The 15,652-nt window shown below is 47.0% G+C and carries 16 protein-coding genes, 1 other RNA gene and 1 pseudogene; 16 read left to right on the forward strand and 2 right to left on the reverse strand.

Annotated elements, in window-relative coordinates; all coding sequences use genetic code 11:
• Positions 1–31: 31 nt before the first annotated feature.
• The 15 genes and pseudogenes from whiA (at position 32) to ssrA (ending at position 13,426) form a co-directional block, all read left to right on the forward strand.
• Positions 32–961 (forward strand): DNA-binding protein WhiA, encoded by a 930-nt coding sequence (whiA, locus tag JCM14374_RS04350; RefSeq protein WP_054693950.1) that lies wholly within the window; start codon positions 32–34, stop codon positions 959–961.
• 304 nt (positions 962–1,265) lie between these two features.
• Positions 1,266–2,651, forward strand: coding sequence for an RNA polymerase factor sigma-54 (gene rpoN / locus JCM14374_RS04355; RefSeq protein WP_054693954.1), 1,386 nt, complete (start codon positions 1,266–1,268; stop codon positions 2,649–2,651).
• Positions 2,652–2,906: 255 nt separating this feature from the next.
• Positions 2,907–3,602, forward strand: a complete 696-nt coding sequence (locus tag JCM14374_RS15160; RefSeq protein WP_278279227.1) for a sugar-binding domain-containing protein — start codon at positions 2,907–2,909, stop codon at positions 3,600–3,602.
• 10 nt (positions 3,603–3,612) lie between these two features.
• Positions 3,613–3,942 (forward strand): sugar-binding domain-containing protein, encoded by a 330-nt coding sequence (locus JCM14374_RS15165; RefSeq protein ID WP_304650827.1) that lies wholly within the window; start codon positions 3,613–3,615, stop codon positions 3,940–3,942.
• Positions 3,943–3,945: 3 nt separating this feature from the next.
• The gene (gene gap, locus JCM14374_RS04370) at positions 3,946–4,950 is read left to right on the forward strand and encodes a type I glyceraldehyde-3-phosphate dehydrogenase (RefSeq protein ID WP_054693961.1); all 1,005 of its coding nucleotides are present in this window, start codon (positions 3,946–3,948) and stop codon (positions 4,948–4,950) included.
• Between the two features lie 154 nt (positions 4,951–5,104).
• Positions 5,105–6,271, forward strand: coding sequence for a phosphoglycerate kinase (locus tag JCM14374_RS04375; protein WP_369397300.1), 1,167 nt, complete (start codon positions 5,105–5,107; stop codon positions 6,269–6,271).
• A gap of 23 nt (positions 6,272–6,294) precedes the next feature.
• The gene (gene tpiA / locus JCM14374_RS04380) at positions 6,295–6,990 is read left to right on the forward strand and encodes a triose-phosphate isomerase (RefSeq protein WP_369397298.1); all 696 of its coding nucleotides are present in this window, start codon (positions 6,295–6,297) and stop codon (positions 6,988–6,990) included.
• Positions 6,991–7,046: 56 nt separating this feature from the next.
• Positions 7,047–8,592 (forward strand): annotated as a pseudogene (gene gpmI / locus JCM14374_RS04385) (2,3-bisphosphoglycerate-independent phosphoglycerate mutase).
• A gap of 111 nt (positions 8,593–8,703) precedes the next feature.
• Positions 8,704–8,934, forward strand: a complete 231-nt coding sequence (gene secG, locus JCM14374_RS04390) for a preprotein translocase subunit SecG (protein ID WP_172674147.1) — start codon at positions 8,704–8,706, stop codon at positions 8,932–8,934.
• Positions 8,935–9,016: 82 nt separating this feature from the next.
• Positions 9,017–9,538, forward strand: coding sequence for an alpha/beta hydrolase (locus JCM14374_RS04395; RefSeq protein ID WP_172674148.1), 522 nt, complete (start codon positions 9,017–9,019; stop codon positions 9,536–9,538).
• Positions 9,508–9,771 carry an alpha/beta hydrolase gene (locus JCM14374_RS04400; protein ID WP_157048953.1) on the forward strand — a complete coding sequence of 88 codons (264 nt, stop codon included), beginning with the start codon at positions 9,508–9,510 and terminating at the stop codon, positions 9,769–9,771. Before JCM14374_RS04395 ends, JCM14374_RS04400 begins: the two co-directional genes overlap by 31 nt.
• 63 nt (positions 9,772–9,834) lie before the next feature.
• A complete protein-coding gene (rnr, locus tag JCM14374_RS04405) occupies positions 9,835–12,015 on the forward strand; it encodes a ribonuclease R (protein WP_242848820.1) in 2,181 nt (726 codons plus the stop codon).
• A 63-nt stretch (positions 12,016–12,078) separates the two neighbouring features.
• A complete protein-coding gene (locus tag JCM14374_RS13390) occupies positions 12,079–12,255 on the forward strand; it encodes a small, acid-soluble spore protein, H family (protein WP_157048954.1) in 177 nt (58 codons plus the stop codon).
• A gap of 147 nt (positions 12,256–12,402) precedes the next feature.
• Positions 12,403–12,873, forward strand: coding sequence for an SsrA-binding protein SmpB (smpB, locus tag JCM14374_RS04410; RefSeq protein WP_054693975.1), 471 nt, complete (start codon positions 12,403–12,405; stop codon positions 12,871–12,873).
• Positions 12,874–13,072: 199 nt separating this feature from the next.
• Positions 13,073–13,426, forward strand: a transfer-messenger RNA (tmRNA) gene (ssrA, locus tag JCM14374_RS13020).
• A 413-nt stretch (positions 13,427–13,839) separates the two neighbouring features.
• On the opposite strand, the gene JCM14374_RS04415 is transcribed toward ssrA, so the two are convergent.
• Positions 13,840–14,472: a hypothetical protein gene (locus tag JCM14374_RS04415; RefSeq protein WP_207641586.1), complete on the reverse strand. Its 633-nt coding sequence runs from the start codon at positions 14,470–14,472 to the stop codon at positions 13,840–13,842.
• A gap of 219 nt (positions 14,473–14,691) precedes the next feature.
• Between JCM14374_RS04415 and JCM14374_RS14010 the strand changes: the two genes are divergently transcribed.
• Positions 14,692–14,997: a hypothetical protein gene (locus tag JCM14374_RS14010; RefSeq protein ID WP_157048955.1), complete on the forward strand. Its 306-nt coding sequence runs from the start codon at positions 14,692–14,694 to the stop codon at positions 14,995–14,997.
• A 480-nt stretch (positions 14,998–15,477) separates the two neighbouring features.
• Here the strand turns inward: JCM14374_RS14010 and JCM14374_RS04425 are convergent.
• The coding region (locus JCM14374_RS04425; RefSeq protein WP_172674150.1) for an ATP-binding protein at positions 15,478–15,652 on the reverse strand (175 nt) is incomplete at its 5' end.

A 15,652-nucleotide genomic window follows, 5' to 3' on the forward strand; every position in this document is an offset into this window, starting at 1 on the left:
ATCTGTGGCTAATCGTTCTTGGGAGGTTGTTGTGAGTTTTTCTAATGAAGTGCGTAATGAACTGGCGCGTTTAATGCCGGAAAAGCAGTGCTGCCGCCAGGCGGAGCTTCAGGCTTTGCTGGTTTCCGGAGCAAAGTGGACTGAAGACGATGATGAACTGGTTCTGAGTATTTTGGTGGAAAACGCCGCCACTGCGCGTAAAATATTCCGGCTGTTAAAGGAAACCTATAATCTGCAGGCCCTGGTTCGGATTGAACAAAGGCGCTTTTTTGGCAAGAATCACGCCTATGAAGTCGGAGCGCGTCTGGCGCCTGAACAAAAGCAATTGCGCGAGATAATTACAACTTATTATCTCAAACAGCAGGCTGTTCCTGTAATTCCTGGCAAAGCATGCTGCAAAAAGGCTTATCTCCGCGGTATTTTCCTCAGCCGCGGTTTTATCAACCGTCCTGAAGGCGACTATCACCTGGAGATTGTCTGCGGCGACAAACACATGGCTGCTGAAGTGCAGAAATTGATGGCGCGTTTTGATCTTCACCCTCGATGTTTCGAACGTAAGAATACCCTGGTAGTTTACATTAAGGAAAGTGAAAAAATCGCGGATTTTCTCCGGGTTGTCGGCGCCAGCAAGGCCCTGCTGGATTTTGAAAATGTGCGCATTTTAAAGTCCATGCGCAATAACGTTAACCGCCAGGTTAATTGCGAAACGGCCAACCTGAGCAAAACCATAGTTGCTTCCGTGCGCCAGATTGAGTTAATAGAAAAATTCGTGGAACAAAAAGGCGCCGAGGCCTTGCCCCGGCAATTACGCGAATTGGCCGGGTTAAGATTGGAGTACCCCGACAGTACTTTGCAGGAACTGGGGGAGCTTTGTACGCCTCCGCTTAGCAAATCGGGAGTGGCCTACCGCATGCGAAAACTGGAAAAAATAGCTGAAGAAACTTTGAACAGCAGCGATTGATATTAATTAAAGGAAATCAAGGCTAAAGTTTACAACATAAAAAATCTTCTCAATAGAAGGATTATCCGCACTTCAGGAGAATAATATTATAATACAGCCAAATGTTTTGTTTACTGCTGTTAAGAGGGGGAGCCTGGTTATTACTTCAGGTACCATAGAGATTAGATTATAAGTATATGAAGTAATCATTTCAAACCACCGCACTACCGATTTTTAACCCTCATGCAAAAATAATAAGAGATTTTCATAACTTAAAATATAATTGTTTTTCTGGCTTCTATTGTGAGCTTCGGAGGTAACGGGCATGAAGTTGACGCATGATGTCTTTTTAGAACAACAGCAAAAACTCCTTATGACGCCTGAACTGCGCCAAGCTATTGCTATTTTGCAGATGTCTACCCTGGAGCTGACCGAATATATTCAAAGAGAATTGGAGGAAAATCCCTTCCTGGAGGAAAGAGAACCCGAGGAACTTTCCGATGGGGATGCAGAAAGCCAGGATGCCAGCAGCGAAAAAGTTGAGGAATGGCTGGAATTCTTCCATGATCGTGATATTGGCTTTGAATCCAAACAGCAAGAGGAGGAGAAATCGTTTGACAGTTTCCTAACCAGGCAGCCCAGCCTGGTAGAACACCTGGAGTTCCAACTGCACTTGGCCAGCCGTGATGCCCAAGACGATGAAATCGGACATTACTTGATTGGGAGTATAGATAGCTGCGGGTATTTGACCATAGAACCGGAAGAAGTTGCTCAAAATATGGGGTGCTGCGAAGCCAGGGTATGGGAAGTCCTGGAAATGATTCAGACGTTTCATCCGCATGGTATAGGGGCTCGGGATTTGGCCGAGTGCCTGATGATCCAGCTGCGTCATTATGGCAAAGAGAGCCTGCTGGCCCGTAAAATTGTTGAAGAACACCTGGTTGATATGGCCAAGGGTAAAATGAACAAGATAGCTGCCCATCTAGGCATTTCTGTACAGGAGGTTCAGGAAATCTGCGATTTAATCAGAACCCTGGATCCCAAGCCCGGACTGCAGTACAGCAGCGGCAATGATATCAAATATATACTGCCGGATGTATTTGTAGAAAAGGTTGACGGTGAATATATCGTAGTAGTAAATGATTTTAATTTTCCCCGTATCAGTGTCAATGATATCTATAAGAACATACTTCGCCAGCCGGATGCTTTTAATCGCGACGCGCGCAAATATTTGGAAGATAAAATGGGTTCAGCCCTGTGGCTGATAAAAAGCATCGAACAGCGGCGCATGACTCTATATAAAGTAGCGCGGTGTATTGTCGATATTCAACAAGATTTTCTGGACCATGGAGTACAATATTTAAAACCCTTAACTCTGCGCAAAGTGGCGGAAATGGTTGAAGTTCACGAATCTACCGTCAGCAGGGCTACCACCGGCAAATACATTCAGACCCCGCAAGGTTTATTCGAATTGAAGTATTTCTTTAGCAGCGGGGTAGGATCATACACCAGCAGCCAGAAGATTTCTTCCAAAAGCATCAAAAACATGCTGGCCGAAATAGTAGCTGCCGAAAATACCGCCAACCCATTGAGTGACGAGGCTATAGCGGAAGCCCTGGTTAAAAAGGGGATTAAAATATCACGGCGTACTGTAGCCAAATATCGTCAGGAATTAGGTATACCTGCAGTTATGGCCCGCAAGAGATATTAGGGGTTTATTGGACGGAACCACGCGGTATATTTTAGTTGCCGAGCTAAATTCTAATTTTTTCGTTAAACCCCAGAGGCTGTTTCGGTGCCCCCGGAGTTATTTTTTTGTCCTGTATACATCATTTTTGGCAGATTGTGATATAATAATCATAAAACCGAAGCCTTTTATGTATCATAATAAACTTAGCGGGGCAATTTTGCCCCTGGGTATCGAATTTGCCCCCATACATCTGGCAGGAACTATGGAGACTGAACAATGAACCGCCTTTTTACGGTAATGGAACGCTTTGCTCCTGAAGCAATGGATATTTTAACCATGAGGTACCGCGTTTTACGTCAGGTAATGCATTGCCAGCCCGTAGGACGGCGGCAGTTAGTCAAGGCCCTGGGCTATAGTGAACGAAGTATCCGCGGCGAGGTGGAACTGCTGAAGGAAAAAGGCGCCCTATACACAACCGCGGCTGGTATTCACCTATCTGCCGAAGGCGAAGAAATGCTGCGGCAAATCGATGAAGTGATTCCGCTTATGTTCAACATCCAAACGCTCGCTGAACAGGTCAAGAAAACATTTAATTTACAGGAAGTTATACTGGTACCTGGCGATTCATCACTGGACTTACTGGCTAAAAAGGATTTGGGGCGGGCAGCGGCGCGTTATCTGCGCAAAATTATGTATCCGGGGTGCATCCTGGCTGTTAGCGGAGGAACCTCTTTAGCGGAAATGGCTCGGTCGATCGGCGAAGGTCTGAACATTAGTGATGCTTTGGTAGTGCCGGCCCGGGGCGGCTTAGGAGAAGAAATGGAACTGCAAGCCGGAACCATAGCGGCTACTATCGCCCGCGCGGTGGGAGCACAGTACCGTCTGCTGCATATTCCCGATAACCTGCAGGAGACTACCGTAGAAATATTAAAAAAAAGACCCTCATATCGCAGGTGTTATAGATACCATTAAGCGCAGCAACATACTTTTCCACGGGATTGGTTCAGCCAGGGAAATGGCTGATCGCCGCGGCTTAAGCATCGCGGAGGTTCACTATCTGGATGAAAAACAGGCTGTAGGTGAAGCGCTTAGATATTATTTTGATGAAAAGGGTAAGATAGTCTATGAAGTGCCGGGAATCGGGCTGGAAATGAACGACCTTGATCGTATCACAACAGTTGCGGCAGTGGCCGGCGGCAGCAGCAAGGCCCGCGCTATCGAAGCTGTTCTGGCAAACGGCAAGGAAACCGTTCTTATCAGTGACGAGGGAGCGGCTCGACGGATCTTACAGATTACAGAAAGGAAGGTATAGATAATGGCAGTCAATATCGCTATAAACGGATTTGGGCGTATAGGAAGACTGGTGGCCAGGATAGCTCTGACCCGCAATGATATTAACCTGGTTGCGGTCAATGACCTGGGAGATATAAAAGCTGGGGCGCACTTATTTAAATATGATTCGATCCATGGGGTATTCAAAGGTGACGTTCAGGCAGAAAACGATTTTATGGTTGTCAACGGCAAGAAAATACAGTACCTGTCGCAAAAAGACCCCGCGGCACTTCCCTGGAAAGACCTGGGGGTGCAGATCGTTGTAGAGTCCACCGGGGTTTTTCGCAGCCGGGAAAAAGCCGGCAAACACCTTGACGCGGGCGCTGCCAAGGTAATAATTACTGCGCCTGCCAAAGGCAAGGTTGATCTGACTATGGTGATGGGCGTAAACGAAGATAAATACCTTCCCGAATACGAGGTTGTTTCCAATGCTTCCTGTACAACCAACTGTCTCGCGCCGGTGGCCAAAGTTATCATGGAGGAATTCGGCATTGTCAGCGGGATGATGAATACGGTCCATTCTTATACTAATGATCAGCGGGTGCTGGATTTAGACCACGAAGATCTGCGCCGGGCCCGTGCGGCGGCTTTGTCAATGATTCCTACCACTACCGGGGCGGCTACAGCCGTGGGCGAAGTTATTCCCGAACTGAAAGGGAAGCTGGATGGATTGGCTATCCGGGTGCCGACTCCCAATGTTTCTTTGCTGGATTTCACCTTTCAGTCAGAAAAACCGGTTAGTGCGGAAAGTTTAAATCAGGCTTTTAAACAGGCCAGTCAGGGCAAACTTAAAGGAATTCTAAAATATACTGAGGAACCGCTGGTATCCATGGACTACCGGGGTGAAGAAAATTCCGCCGTGGTAGACGGCCTTTTGACTATGGTTATGGGAGACCGGATGGCCAAGGTTATCGGCTGGTATGATAACGAATGGGGTTATTCAGCCCGCGTGGTTGACGTAGTCAGCTATATTGGAGCCAGATTATAAAACTAATGGCCGCAGATTAACATGGCTTATGAATAATAGCAAACAAAAGTCTAAAGCGATTTAAAGGATATTGTTAATATTCAGCGTAAATCATATAGTATCAGCATCAATCTGCGTTAAAAAAATACTTCGGAGGTGTCTTTCTTTGAGCAGTGTGCGGGATGCGAAACTTGAAGGCAAAAGGGTTTTATTGCGGGTTGATTTTAATGTACCCATGGATAAAGAGGGTGACATCATTGATGACACCAAAATTCGGGCGGCCCTGCCCACTATTGAGTATATCCTGGGGCGCAATGCCAGCATAATTCTTATGAGCCATCTGGGCAGACCACAGGGAAAACCTGATGAAAAATACAGCCTTAAAAAGCTGGCGGTTCACTTGAGCCGTTTATTAAATAAGCCCGTAGCTATGGCGCCGGACTGCATCGGCGAAGAGACGGAGAAAATGGCTGACAGCATGCAGCCCGGGTCGCTGATGCTTTTAGAGAACCTGCGTTTTCATAATGGAGAAGAACAGAACGACCCCGAATTCGCCAGCAAGTTAGCGAAGCTGGGGGATATTTATGTGAATGACGCTTTCGGCACTGCCCACCGCGCGCACGCTTCAACCGCCGGATTAGCAGCATATCTCCCGGCCTACGCCGGTTTCTTAATGGAAAACGAAGTAAACATCTTAAATCAGGTCCTGGATGCCCCGGATTGTCCGCGTATGGCTATTATGGGCGGCGCCAAGGTTGCCGATAAACTCGGCTTGATTGATAATATGCTGGATAAAATGGATATTTTGCTGATTGGCGGCGGAATGGCCAACACATTTTTAAAAGCTATAGGTAAGAAAATAGGCAAATCCATGTGCGAAGACGATCTTTTGAACGAAGCGCTGCGGTTGCTGCAAAAAGCCCAGGAAAAGAAACGGCGTGTTTTATTGCCGGTCGATGCCGTGGTGGCTGAGGAAATATCCAATATGGTTCAGCCCCAGGTGGTAAGCGTTGATGCTGTTCCTGATGATATGATGATTTTGGATATCGGGCCGCAAACCGTAGAAATATTTAAAAACGAGATAATGAAAGCGCACACAATCGTATGGAACGGACCTATGGGTGTTTACGAATACGATGCTTTTGCGGAAGGAACCAGGCAGATTACCCTGGCTATAGCTCAATCCAAAGCGGTCAGTGTTATTGGGGGAGGAGATTCAGCCGTAGCCGCGCATGATATGGGTCTGGAAAAACAGATTACCCATATTTCTACCGGAGGAGGAGCTACTCTCGAATTTCTGGAGGGCTTGAAACTGCCCGGCGTAGCAGCCTGCGGACTGTAATCAGTGGCGAGGAGGGATGGCAGGTGAGAAAAAAAATGCTCGCGGCCAACTGGAAAATGAATAAAACCCTGGCTGAATCAGAAGCCTTTGTGCGGGAGTTTATTCCCCGGGTTGCGGACCTTGACGATGTGGAAATTGTTATATGTCCGCCGTTTACAGCTTTGCAGACCGTAAAAAATGGTTTGCGGGGATCAAATATTAAGCTGGGGGCGCAGAACGTATTCTGGGAAGAAAAAGGCGCTTATACCGGAGAGGTTTCGGCGGCCATGCTGGTTGATTCGGGATGCAGCCATGTTATCATCGGGCATTCGGAACGGCGGCAGATATTAGGCGAGACTGACGCGGTTATCAACTGGAAGTTAAAAGCGGCTCTGGAAGCGGGTTTGATTCCGATATTATGTGTGGGGGAGACCTTGCAGGAAAGGGAAAATAATTTGGCCCTGGAACTGGTGAAAGACCAATTAACCCGCGATTTAAAAGATATCAGCCTTAATAATGCCTCGCTGGTAATTGCTTATGAACCGGTGTGGGCAATTGGTACCGGGGTTAATGCCAGCCCGGACGATGCCCAGGAAATGATTGCCTTCATCAGGGGGTATTTGAGCAAATTATTCAACAAGGAGACTGCCGATAAGGTGCGCATCCTCTACGGGGGCAGTGTCAAAGAAGAAAATATCGATCAATTTATGGCTGAGGAGGACGTAGACGGAGCCTGGTAGGGGGGGCCAGTCTGCTTGCGGATTCCCTGGCCCGCATAGTGAGGTTTAAATAAGTAATGCCGAAAAAACCGCTGGTGTTAATGATATTGGATGGCTGGGGAACTCGTCACGCCTGTATTGATAATGCTATCACCCGGGCCAATCCCGTTAATTTCTACAGCCTGCAGGAAAAATATCCGCATACGCTTTTAAAATGTTCCGGGCGCGATGTGGGACTGCCGCACGCTCATGGGCAACTCGGAAGTTGGACACCTGAATATGGGTTCAGGCCGCATTGTATATCAGGAAATCAGCCGCATAAGCAATGCCATTGAGGATGGCAGTTTTTTTACCAACCCGGAACTATTACACGCCATTGATTTTGCCCGCCAGCATCAAGGCGCGGTCCATCTTATGGGACTGCTCTCTGACGGGGGTGTGCACAGCCATACCGAACATATTTATGCTCTACTCGACCTGTGTAAAAGCCAGGGAATGAACCGGGTTTATCTGCATTGTTTCCTGGATGGCAGGGATGTAGGACCAAAGACCGGAGCCGGTTTTATAGCCGAACTGCAGCAAAAACTGAACAATCTTGGCTGGGGTGAGATTGCCACAGTCGGGGGACGTTATTACGGCATGGACCGGGATAAGCACTGGGATCGCATTGAACAGGCTTACCTGGCCATGGTGAAAGCACAGGGACATAAGGCCGCCAATGCGTTTGCCGCCGTAGAAAGCAGCTACAACGACCGCGTGTACGATGAATTCATGGAACCGACTATCATCATTGATGAAAAAGGACAGGCGGTAGGGACTGTTCAAGACGGGGACAGCATTATTTTCTTTAATTTCAGGGCTGACCGGGCACGGCAAATCACCCGGGCCTTTGTCGATGAGGATATGCCTTATTTCAAGCGCGGACCCAGGCCAAAGGTTCATTTCTTATGTATGACCCAATATGATGTTACCATCCAGGCGCCCGTGGCGTTTCCGCCCCAAAATCTGAATCATACCCTGGGGGAAATATTAGCCCGGCACAACCTGCGGCAGCTGCGTATCGCTGAAACAGAGAAATACGCACATGTTACTTTTTTCTTCAACGGGGGGGTGGAAAAACCTAATCCTGGTGAAGAACGAGTCTTGATACCATCGCCTACTGTAGCCACCTATAATCTTAAACCGGAAATGAGCGCGGCGGAGATAACGGATCGCGTTATTGAGGAATTGCGGCGTGACTATTATGATGTAGTGATTATGAATTATGCCAATGCTGACATGGTTGGGCATACAGGAATATTAGACGCTGCCATAAAGGCGGTGCAAACGGTTGACCAGTGCCTGCAGCGTGTAGTGGCCGAGGTTCTGCAATTGCAAGGCACAATCCTGGTTACGGCCGATCACGGAAATGCTGAAATGATGGTTTGCCCCCAGACCGGCAACCCGTTTACCGCCCATACCACGGAGAAAGTGCCTTTTATACTGGTGGGGGAGGAATTCATCGGACAAAAACTGCGTGAGGGAGGGTCGCTGCGCGATATAGCTCCCACAATGCTGGGTTTGTTAGGTTTAGATATACCAGAGGAAATGACCGGGCAAAGTTTAATGGAACCAAAAAAATAGCGCTTTTGTTTTGCCTGGCTTTGTGTTACAATTAGCGTTGACTTTAACGGTCAGGTCGGTTTAATAATCAGGCGGACTTGATCGGTTATGATTTTAAACGGAGGTGACAACGTGGCAAAGATACTCCTGCTGGTTACGCAAATCATTTTTGCCATCGCTTTAATAGTAGTTATCATTTTGCAGCCAGGAAAAAGCGCAGGTTTATCCGGGAGCATATCCGGCGGCAGTGAGGCGTTTTTTGGATCTAAAAGTAAAGGCGTAGATGAACTGCTCAGCAAGATTACCGGTTATATTGCGGCAGGGTTTATGATAATTACATTGGTTTTGACCTTGCTTAAATAAACATATTTCACAAAATTGGCATCAGACAAAAGTACAGGCGGAGAAAAACCGCCTGTTTTTCATATTACGAATGGGGATATTTATGATTTACATACACCCGAAAGCAGAACCATTTTTTTTAAGCGGGAGCCGCGAAACGGCGCTGTTGTTTCTGCATGGATTTACCGGCTCTCCTTCCGAGGTTTTTCCTGCGGCTAAGAAAATACATGAAATTTGTGGCTGCACATTAAGCGGGCCTCTTCTTCCCGGACACGGTTCTGACCCGCGTTTTCTCAACCGGCTTGACTGGCAGGATTGGTACCAGGCGGCGGAAAAAGAAATTCGTTTCCTGCAGACCGAATACGAAAAGGTGTTTGCAGCCGGTCTGTCTATGGGAGGACTTTTGACAATACATGCCGGGGTTTGTCTCAAAAACCTGCAGGGGATAATCAGCATAAATGCCCCCATATATTCAAATGCTCCCTTCCTGGATTTTACCAGCAAATTAATAGCATATGTTCAGCCATATTACCGTAAAAAAACCGGCAGGAATTGCGTGAGCTGGCCGGCCTGGGACGCTTTGCTTATGAAGTCATGCCTACTCGGGGTTACCAGGGCTTGCTAAAACTTAAGCGCCAGGTAATTAAGGAATTGCCAGAGTTAAACCTACCAACCCTGGTTATTCAATCCCAGCAGGACCAGGTTGTAAGACCACGCAGCGGCCGCTTCCTGGTCGGGCAAATTAAGGAGGCGCGTCTGGTAAAGCTTCCTGATTCCTCACATATCGCCACTATGGGACCGGAAGTCGATGTTATTGCCCGGGAAATAACGGCTTTTATAGATGGAAAAAGCAAATAATTAATGAGATTAAACCCTCTTTAAGGCATTAGTAAAACGTATTCCGGCAAGAATATAAAGAGTATGGTTAAATGGGATAAGGCTGATTGGCCGGAGGGTGAATGTGTTCTTAAATCATCGGCTATTACAGGAGGTTTTATGATTAATCGTGAGATAATACTTGAGCATATGCGGCAGGATACTTACCGTCCTTTATCGTACCAGGAGCTTATGGAAGTTATGTCAGTCAGCGAAGAAGAAGAACTGCGTTTCAGCAAAGTTTTGGGACGCCTTGAAAAGGAAGGCGAGATAATCCGTACCCGCAAGAACAAATACGGCGTACCGGAGATGATGAACCTGACTAAAGGGATCATTAATCTAAACCAGCGGGGTTATGGTATCCTGGTGCCTGATCAACCGGGATTGCCGGAGATATTTGTTTATGGACGCAATCTGAACGGGGCCATGCACGGTGATCGGGTAATGGTGAGAATCCAGCAGAGACCCGCGGAAAATCTGCGTCCGGAAGGTGAAGTAGTCAGGGCTATAAGCAGAGCCAGCAAGGAACTGGTGGGGACCTTTAAACGCAGTGGGCGTTTAAATCAGGTTATACCTGATGATTCCCGCCAGATATATCCCATCTACGTAAGACCGACCCGGAAACATAAGGTCCGCAATGGCGACAAGGTCCTGGTCAGCATTACTACCTGGCCGGACAAGAACCAGGCCGCGGAAGGGAAAATCATCGAAGTGCTGGGCAGCAAGGGTCAAAAGGGATTGGATTTGGAAATTGTAATCAAGAAGCACGGTTTGAGAACTGATTTTCCTGATTCCGTTCTTAATGAAGCCCGTAGTGCAGCGGTCCCCGTGCCAGATGAGGAAATAGCCCGCCGCCGCGATTTGCGGGATGTGCGTATGGTAACTATCGATGGTGAAGATGCCAAGGATTTGGATGATGCGGTTTCTGTTTCCCGCATTCCAGAGGGTTACCGCCTGGGAGTGCATATTGCCGATGTCTCTCACTATGTAAAGGAAGACGGCAAATTGGATAAGGAAGCGTGCAGCCGGGGTACCAGCGTTTATCTGATAGACAAAGTCCTGCCCATGCTGCCTCCTGAACTATCCAACGTGATCTGCAGTTTGAATGCCGGGGAAGACCGGTTGGCTATGAGCTGCATCATGGATATAGACGGCCAAGGCCGGGTTATAAATTATGAAATCTGCAAATCAGTTATAAATGTTAATGAACGTATGACCTATACTGCGGTTAATGCTATTTTGGAAAATGATGACCGCGAATTAAGAGCCAGATTTGAGGAACTGGTGGAGGATTTCCGCCTGATGCAAGAATTGGCCGATATACTTCGCGCGGAACGCTTGGGCCGGGGTATGCTGGATTTTGATTTTCCCGAGGCTAAGGTAATCGTTGATGAGAACAGTTTTCCCGTGGAGATCAAACGTTGGGACCGGGGACCGGGAGAGAAGCTCATCGAAGATTTCATGATTAAGGCCAACGAAGTTGTGGCCGAACATCTGCACCGGCAAGGAATGCCCTTGTTATTCCGGGTGCACGAGAAACCGGATGAAGAATCCATTAACAAATTGAATCTGGTTCTGGGGATTTTCGGACACAAGATACGCGATAAAAAACTAGAACCCAGGGTATTCCAGAAGATAATTCATGAAATCAAAGGCAAGCCGGAAGAAGAGATGATTTCCATGCTCATGCTGCGGTCCATGAAGCACGCGCGCTATTCGCCGCAGCCGTTAGGACATTTCGGCCTGGCTTCCCCGTTTTACTGTCACTTTACCAGTCCCATTCGCCGTTACCCCGACCTGATTGTGCACCGGGTTTTAAGCCATTTGCTGGATGGAACCATGAACACCAAGAAACGCACCATGCTGGAAAACAAGATGGGCTTTTATGGTGAACATTCCACGATGCAGGAAATGAAATCCGAAGAAGCCGAGCGTGAACTGCTGGACTTGAAAAAAGCGCAGTATATGCAGCAGTTCCTGGGTGAGGAATTTACAGCCCGCATATCATCAGTCCTGGCCTTCGGATTTTTTGTGCAGTTGGAAAACACGGTGGAGGGACTGGTACACATATCCAGCATTATGGACGACTATTACCAGTTCAATGACCGCAACTACAGCCTGGTGGGCAGGCACAGCGGCCGTACCTTCGCCATCGGGGATACTGTCAAGGTTATGCTGGTAAAGGTAAATGTGGATGAGGCTAAAATCGATTTTGAATTAGTTTAAAACCGATACATGAAAAACCCCGCTCTGGTGAAACACTAAATAAAAAGAGACGGGGTGATATAAATGGAGAGCAGACAGGTTAAGAAGATTATGCATTCGACGGCCATTCGCGACGTTTACTACCAGGGACGTTCGGTGTGGATTGAAGGTATGTATGGCAGCCTAGCCGAAGTCAGATTTAAGGATAACGGCGACCGGCTGCAGCTTCCGGTTTCATTTTTAACTAATGAAATAGAATGAAGATAAGTTCTTACTCAGGCGTGTGGATATATCTTCACTTGACTGAGAATGAAATGGCAAGTATAATCAATGTGCAAGCGATGTAGAAAGAGCCCTGGCCTTGGACGGAAATCCTAGGTGAGGGTTTATTTTATCGGGGTGTTTTGAATGGCCAGGAGCAAGGGCATTAGGCCGGTTATTGACAACCGCAAGGCCCGGCACAACTATCATATAAAAGAAAGCCTGGAAGCGGGCATGGCCCTGGTAGGTACCGAGGTTAAGTCATTGCGGCTGGGAAGGGCTAATTTGCAGGATGCCTATGCCGTGGTCAAAGACGGGGAAGTGTGGGTCAACAACTTCCATATCAGCCCATATGATAAGGGCAACCGTTTTAACCACGACCCCTTGCGGCCCAAGAAGCTGCTCCTGCATCGCCAGGAAATACGCCATTTGCAGGGCATGCAGCGAGAAAAGGGCTTAACCCTTATCCCTTTGAAGATTTATTTTAAAAACGGCCTGGCCAAAATGGAACTGGCCGTAGCCGTAGGTAAGAAGCTCTACGACAAGCGTGAAGATATCGCCGAACGCGATGCCAAGCGCGATATCGAAAGGTCTGTGAAAGAGAGAAACCGGGTATAGCTGAATTAACCACAGATAGACACAGATGATTACACAGATTTCCACAGATGTTTATTTATGAATTTTTAGATATATCAATATATCCGGCACATTATTAACGGTTTTAATGCAAGTGAATATAGTTTGTTTGAATAAAAATTATGTTAATAAATTTATATTTTGCGTGCGGCGAAGCCGCCAGCGTCTAAATAAATTACAAGGGGGCGTACTGGTTTCGACGGGGGAATAGATGGGTTGAGCAGCGAGCCGAGTTGTCGCCAGCTCGATAAAAAGGCGAAAAACAATTAACTGCCGAAGATAACTTCGCACTGGCTGCCTAATTAGGCAGTCCGTCCGGCCAGATTTCCTAACGGTCTGGTGCAGGGCGTCACTTAGTTAGGGTACCCTGTGGCCTTCTTTCTCGAGGGGACATGAGGGGAAATTAATCGGGGATAGCGTGACGGAAGCCTGTTCGTGGGCGTCCTGATCGCAAAGCTCAAATCACGAACTGCGCTCGGAGATACTCGGCTGGTCTTTCTTTCGGACGGGGGTTCGATTCCCCCCGCCTCCACCAGATTATCTACCATCTATTGATAAAAAGAATTTTATCGGTGGGTGGTTTTTATATTGTCTGAAAAGCCGGTAATAGAGCCGCTCCTGCGTTCTAGCGAGCGGCTATTACCTATTTGTAGGGGATCATTTTCACTATTTACAGGATATTAACTCCTGCATTTTTCGAAGAGTTGGCGGGACATTCGTTGAAAGATAGCAGGGGTGTGCATCGCCAACGGGTAATCGTTGAAAGATTGGGGAAACGTTGAAAGTTAACTTATCTTCAAATGAGTCGTTCTATAAAAGTTGGACCTATTCTTATAACGATGCTTTTTGAATGTTGTTGCTTCATCCTCAGATAATAAGCCATTTTTTAGTAGGCGGAGTAATTTATGTAAAGCAATGCTCTTTAGCCCCCTGCCTGTAAGATCCATGTCATTTAGGGTCACGCCTTACTTGATAGTACCTCAACACCTCGTCTACAGATGGATCACCAGTTGCTATATTTTCATCAAACACATTTGCTGCTACGATTGCTTTGAGTCTATTCAACTGCATCTCATCAAGGCTATTGAATTTCTCCCACCGCTCAGCAGTTAGATTATCTTTGTACTTGAAGCGGTGGATGATGAATTCTTCAGGCATCCATAGAATTTTATGGAACTCGTCAATATCTTTTCCGAAGGCCTCCTCAAAGAAGGACTTCCCGCGGCCTATCTTACCCTTCGTTGAATTGAGAACAGCCTGTACCGCTCGGATGAACTTACGGTTCCAATGTTTGCCTATGTAGTCGCGGTTTTGGAAGTACTTAGGATCATCAATGGGGTGGAACTTCATTGGAAAGGAGTAAATTGTCACGCCGAGCTCATCGCACAAGTCGATATTGATCTTCATGCGGTAATACAGATCGTCTGGTTCGTCCTCAAAGTTATAAAGTAGATAATTAGACAGATCCGTGATACCGTGCTTTACTGCTGTGCTAATTGCTGCCTTATAAGTGTCTTCCATGGAGCAGTGGTCGAAGGCAATCCGAAGCGGGCGGATGTTGATCTCGGCTAGTTTCTTCATTTTCTTCTCGGTTACAAGACGAGCGTCTACGCCTTGGTTGAAGTCTATAATACGCATACGCTTGATAGGTTTAAAGTATTTCTCATAGAGTGGGCGCGCTCTTTCATCAAACTCGATTATCGCATCCGGGCTTGCTACTTCCGCATATTACTTATTCTTATATATTTCAATACATTTACTTGTAACTCAATTTAAATACCTGTAAATACTCGTAAACGCATGCAAAGCGAAACCATAATCAATATCATTAAGGAAAGAAGAGTCAATGAGATGCGAGACATCCGAAACGCTCGCGGCAAGCTGGTCTGCCGCCTGGATGAAAAAGCTGGCGTCGTAGAAATTGTCCACAAATGTTGTAAGACGCTGATTTGTTTCAAACCAGACGGCACAGCAGAAATCATAAATACAGAAGCAGCATTACCGCAAACACAAGTCAATAACGAGAATCCGCAGAACCCGCGATACGGGAGGACGACACCAACCACTGGTGTTGCCGCCCGTCTCGTTTTGTTTCTACGGATTTGAGACATCGGCCCCCTGCGGATTTTCAAGCCAACTTTTGAAAATCGCAGGAGGAAAAAGATATTAATCAACTACAAAGATGCCTATGGAAAAATCATTGAATTGGAGGTTTCTGACGAAGTCGGTGCCTTCTATCTCTGTCGGTAGAGGAAGAAAAGAAAAATGAACGATGTGAGACCCGCTGCCACACTTCTCGTGAGAGTTTCACCTATGAGGACAAGCGGTTCTTTGACGATGGAACGGACTTGCTTGCCGACCTTATAGCTTCAGAAACTGTGAGCCGCGCCATGTCACGCCTGAACGAGCGGTAGCAGTACCTTATCCGCAAATCTGCCTGAAGTGTCGAGGGGACTGAGTGTCGAGGGGAGTGTCGAGGGGACGGTTCTCTTGACACCTTTTTTAGTCTATACAGTCATCTGCTTGTGTTTGGCAAGTAAAAAATACAGCAAACGGCAAAAAATAAATCCAGCACCCCGGTTACCATTATTTCCTGATAGTGGAATGTATGAAACGGTAGCTCTGTCCACTAAAAATCAGCAGATGGCTATGGTGAATTAAGCGGTCAATAATCGCACTGGTTAGCTTCTCATCGTAGAATATGCCGTTCCATTTGCTGAATTCCAGGTTGGTGGTAATAATAATACTGCGTTTTTCATAC

This window comes from Syntrophomonas palmitatica JCM 14374 (assembly GCF_001311885.1).
Taxonomy (GTDB): domain Bacteria; phylum Bacillota; class Syntrophomonadia; order Syntrophomonadales; family Syntrophomonadaceae; genus Syntrophomonas_A; species Syntrophomonas_A palmitatica.

Coding starts and splice junctions, on each gene's coding strand:
- JCM14374_RS14010 (WP_157048955.1), top strand. CDS start 14,692: ATGCAAAGCGAAACCATAATCAATATCATTAAGGAAAGAAGAGTCAAT.
- rpoN (WP_054693954.1), top strand. CDS start 1,266: ATGAAGTTGACGCATGATGTCTTTTTAGAACAACAGCAAAAACTCCTT.
- JCM14374_RS04415 (WP_207641586.1), bottom strand. CDS start 14,472: ATGAAGAAACTAGCCGAGATCAACATCCGCCCGCTTCGGATTGCCTTC.
- JCM14374_RS15160 (WP_278279227.1), top strand. CDS start 2,907: ATGAACCGCCTTTTTACGGTAATGGAACGCTTTGCTCCTGAAGCAATG.
- JCM14374_RS04395 (WP_172674148.1), top strand. CDS start 9,017: ATGATTTACATACACCCGAAAGCAGAACCATTTTTTTTAAGCGGGAGC.
- rnr (WP_242848820.1), top strand. CDS start 9,835: ATGGTTAAATGGGATAAGGCTGATTGGCCGGAGGGTGAATGTGTTCTT.
- JCM14374_RS13390 (WP_157048954.1), top strand. CDS start 12,079: ATGGAGAGCAGACAGGTTAAGAAGATTATGCATTCGACGGCCATTCGC.
- JCM14374_RS04400 (WP_157048953.1), top strand. CDS start 9,508: ATGCCTACTCGGGGTTACCAGGGCTTGCTAAAACTTAAGCGCCAGGTA.
- gap (WP_054693961.1), top strand. CDS start 3,946: ATGGCAGTCAATATCGCTATAAACGGATTTGGGCGTATAGGAAGACTG.
- smpB (WP_054693975.1), top strand. CDS start 12,403: ATGGCCAGGAGCAAGGGCATTAGGCCGGTTATTGACAACCGCAAGGCC.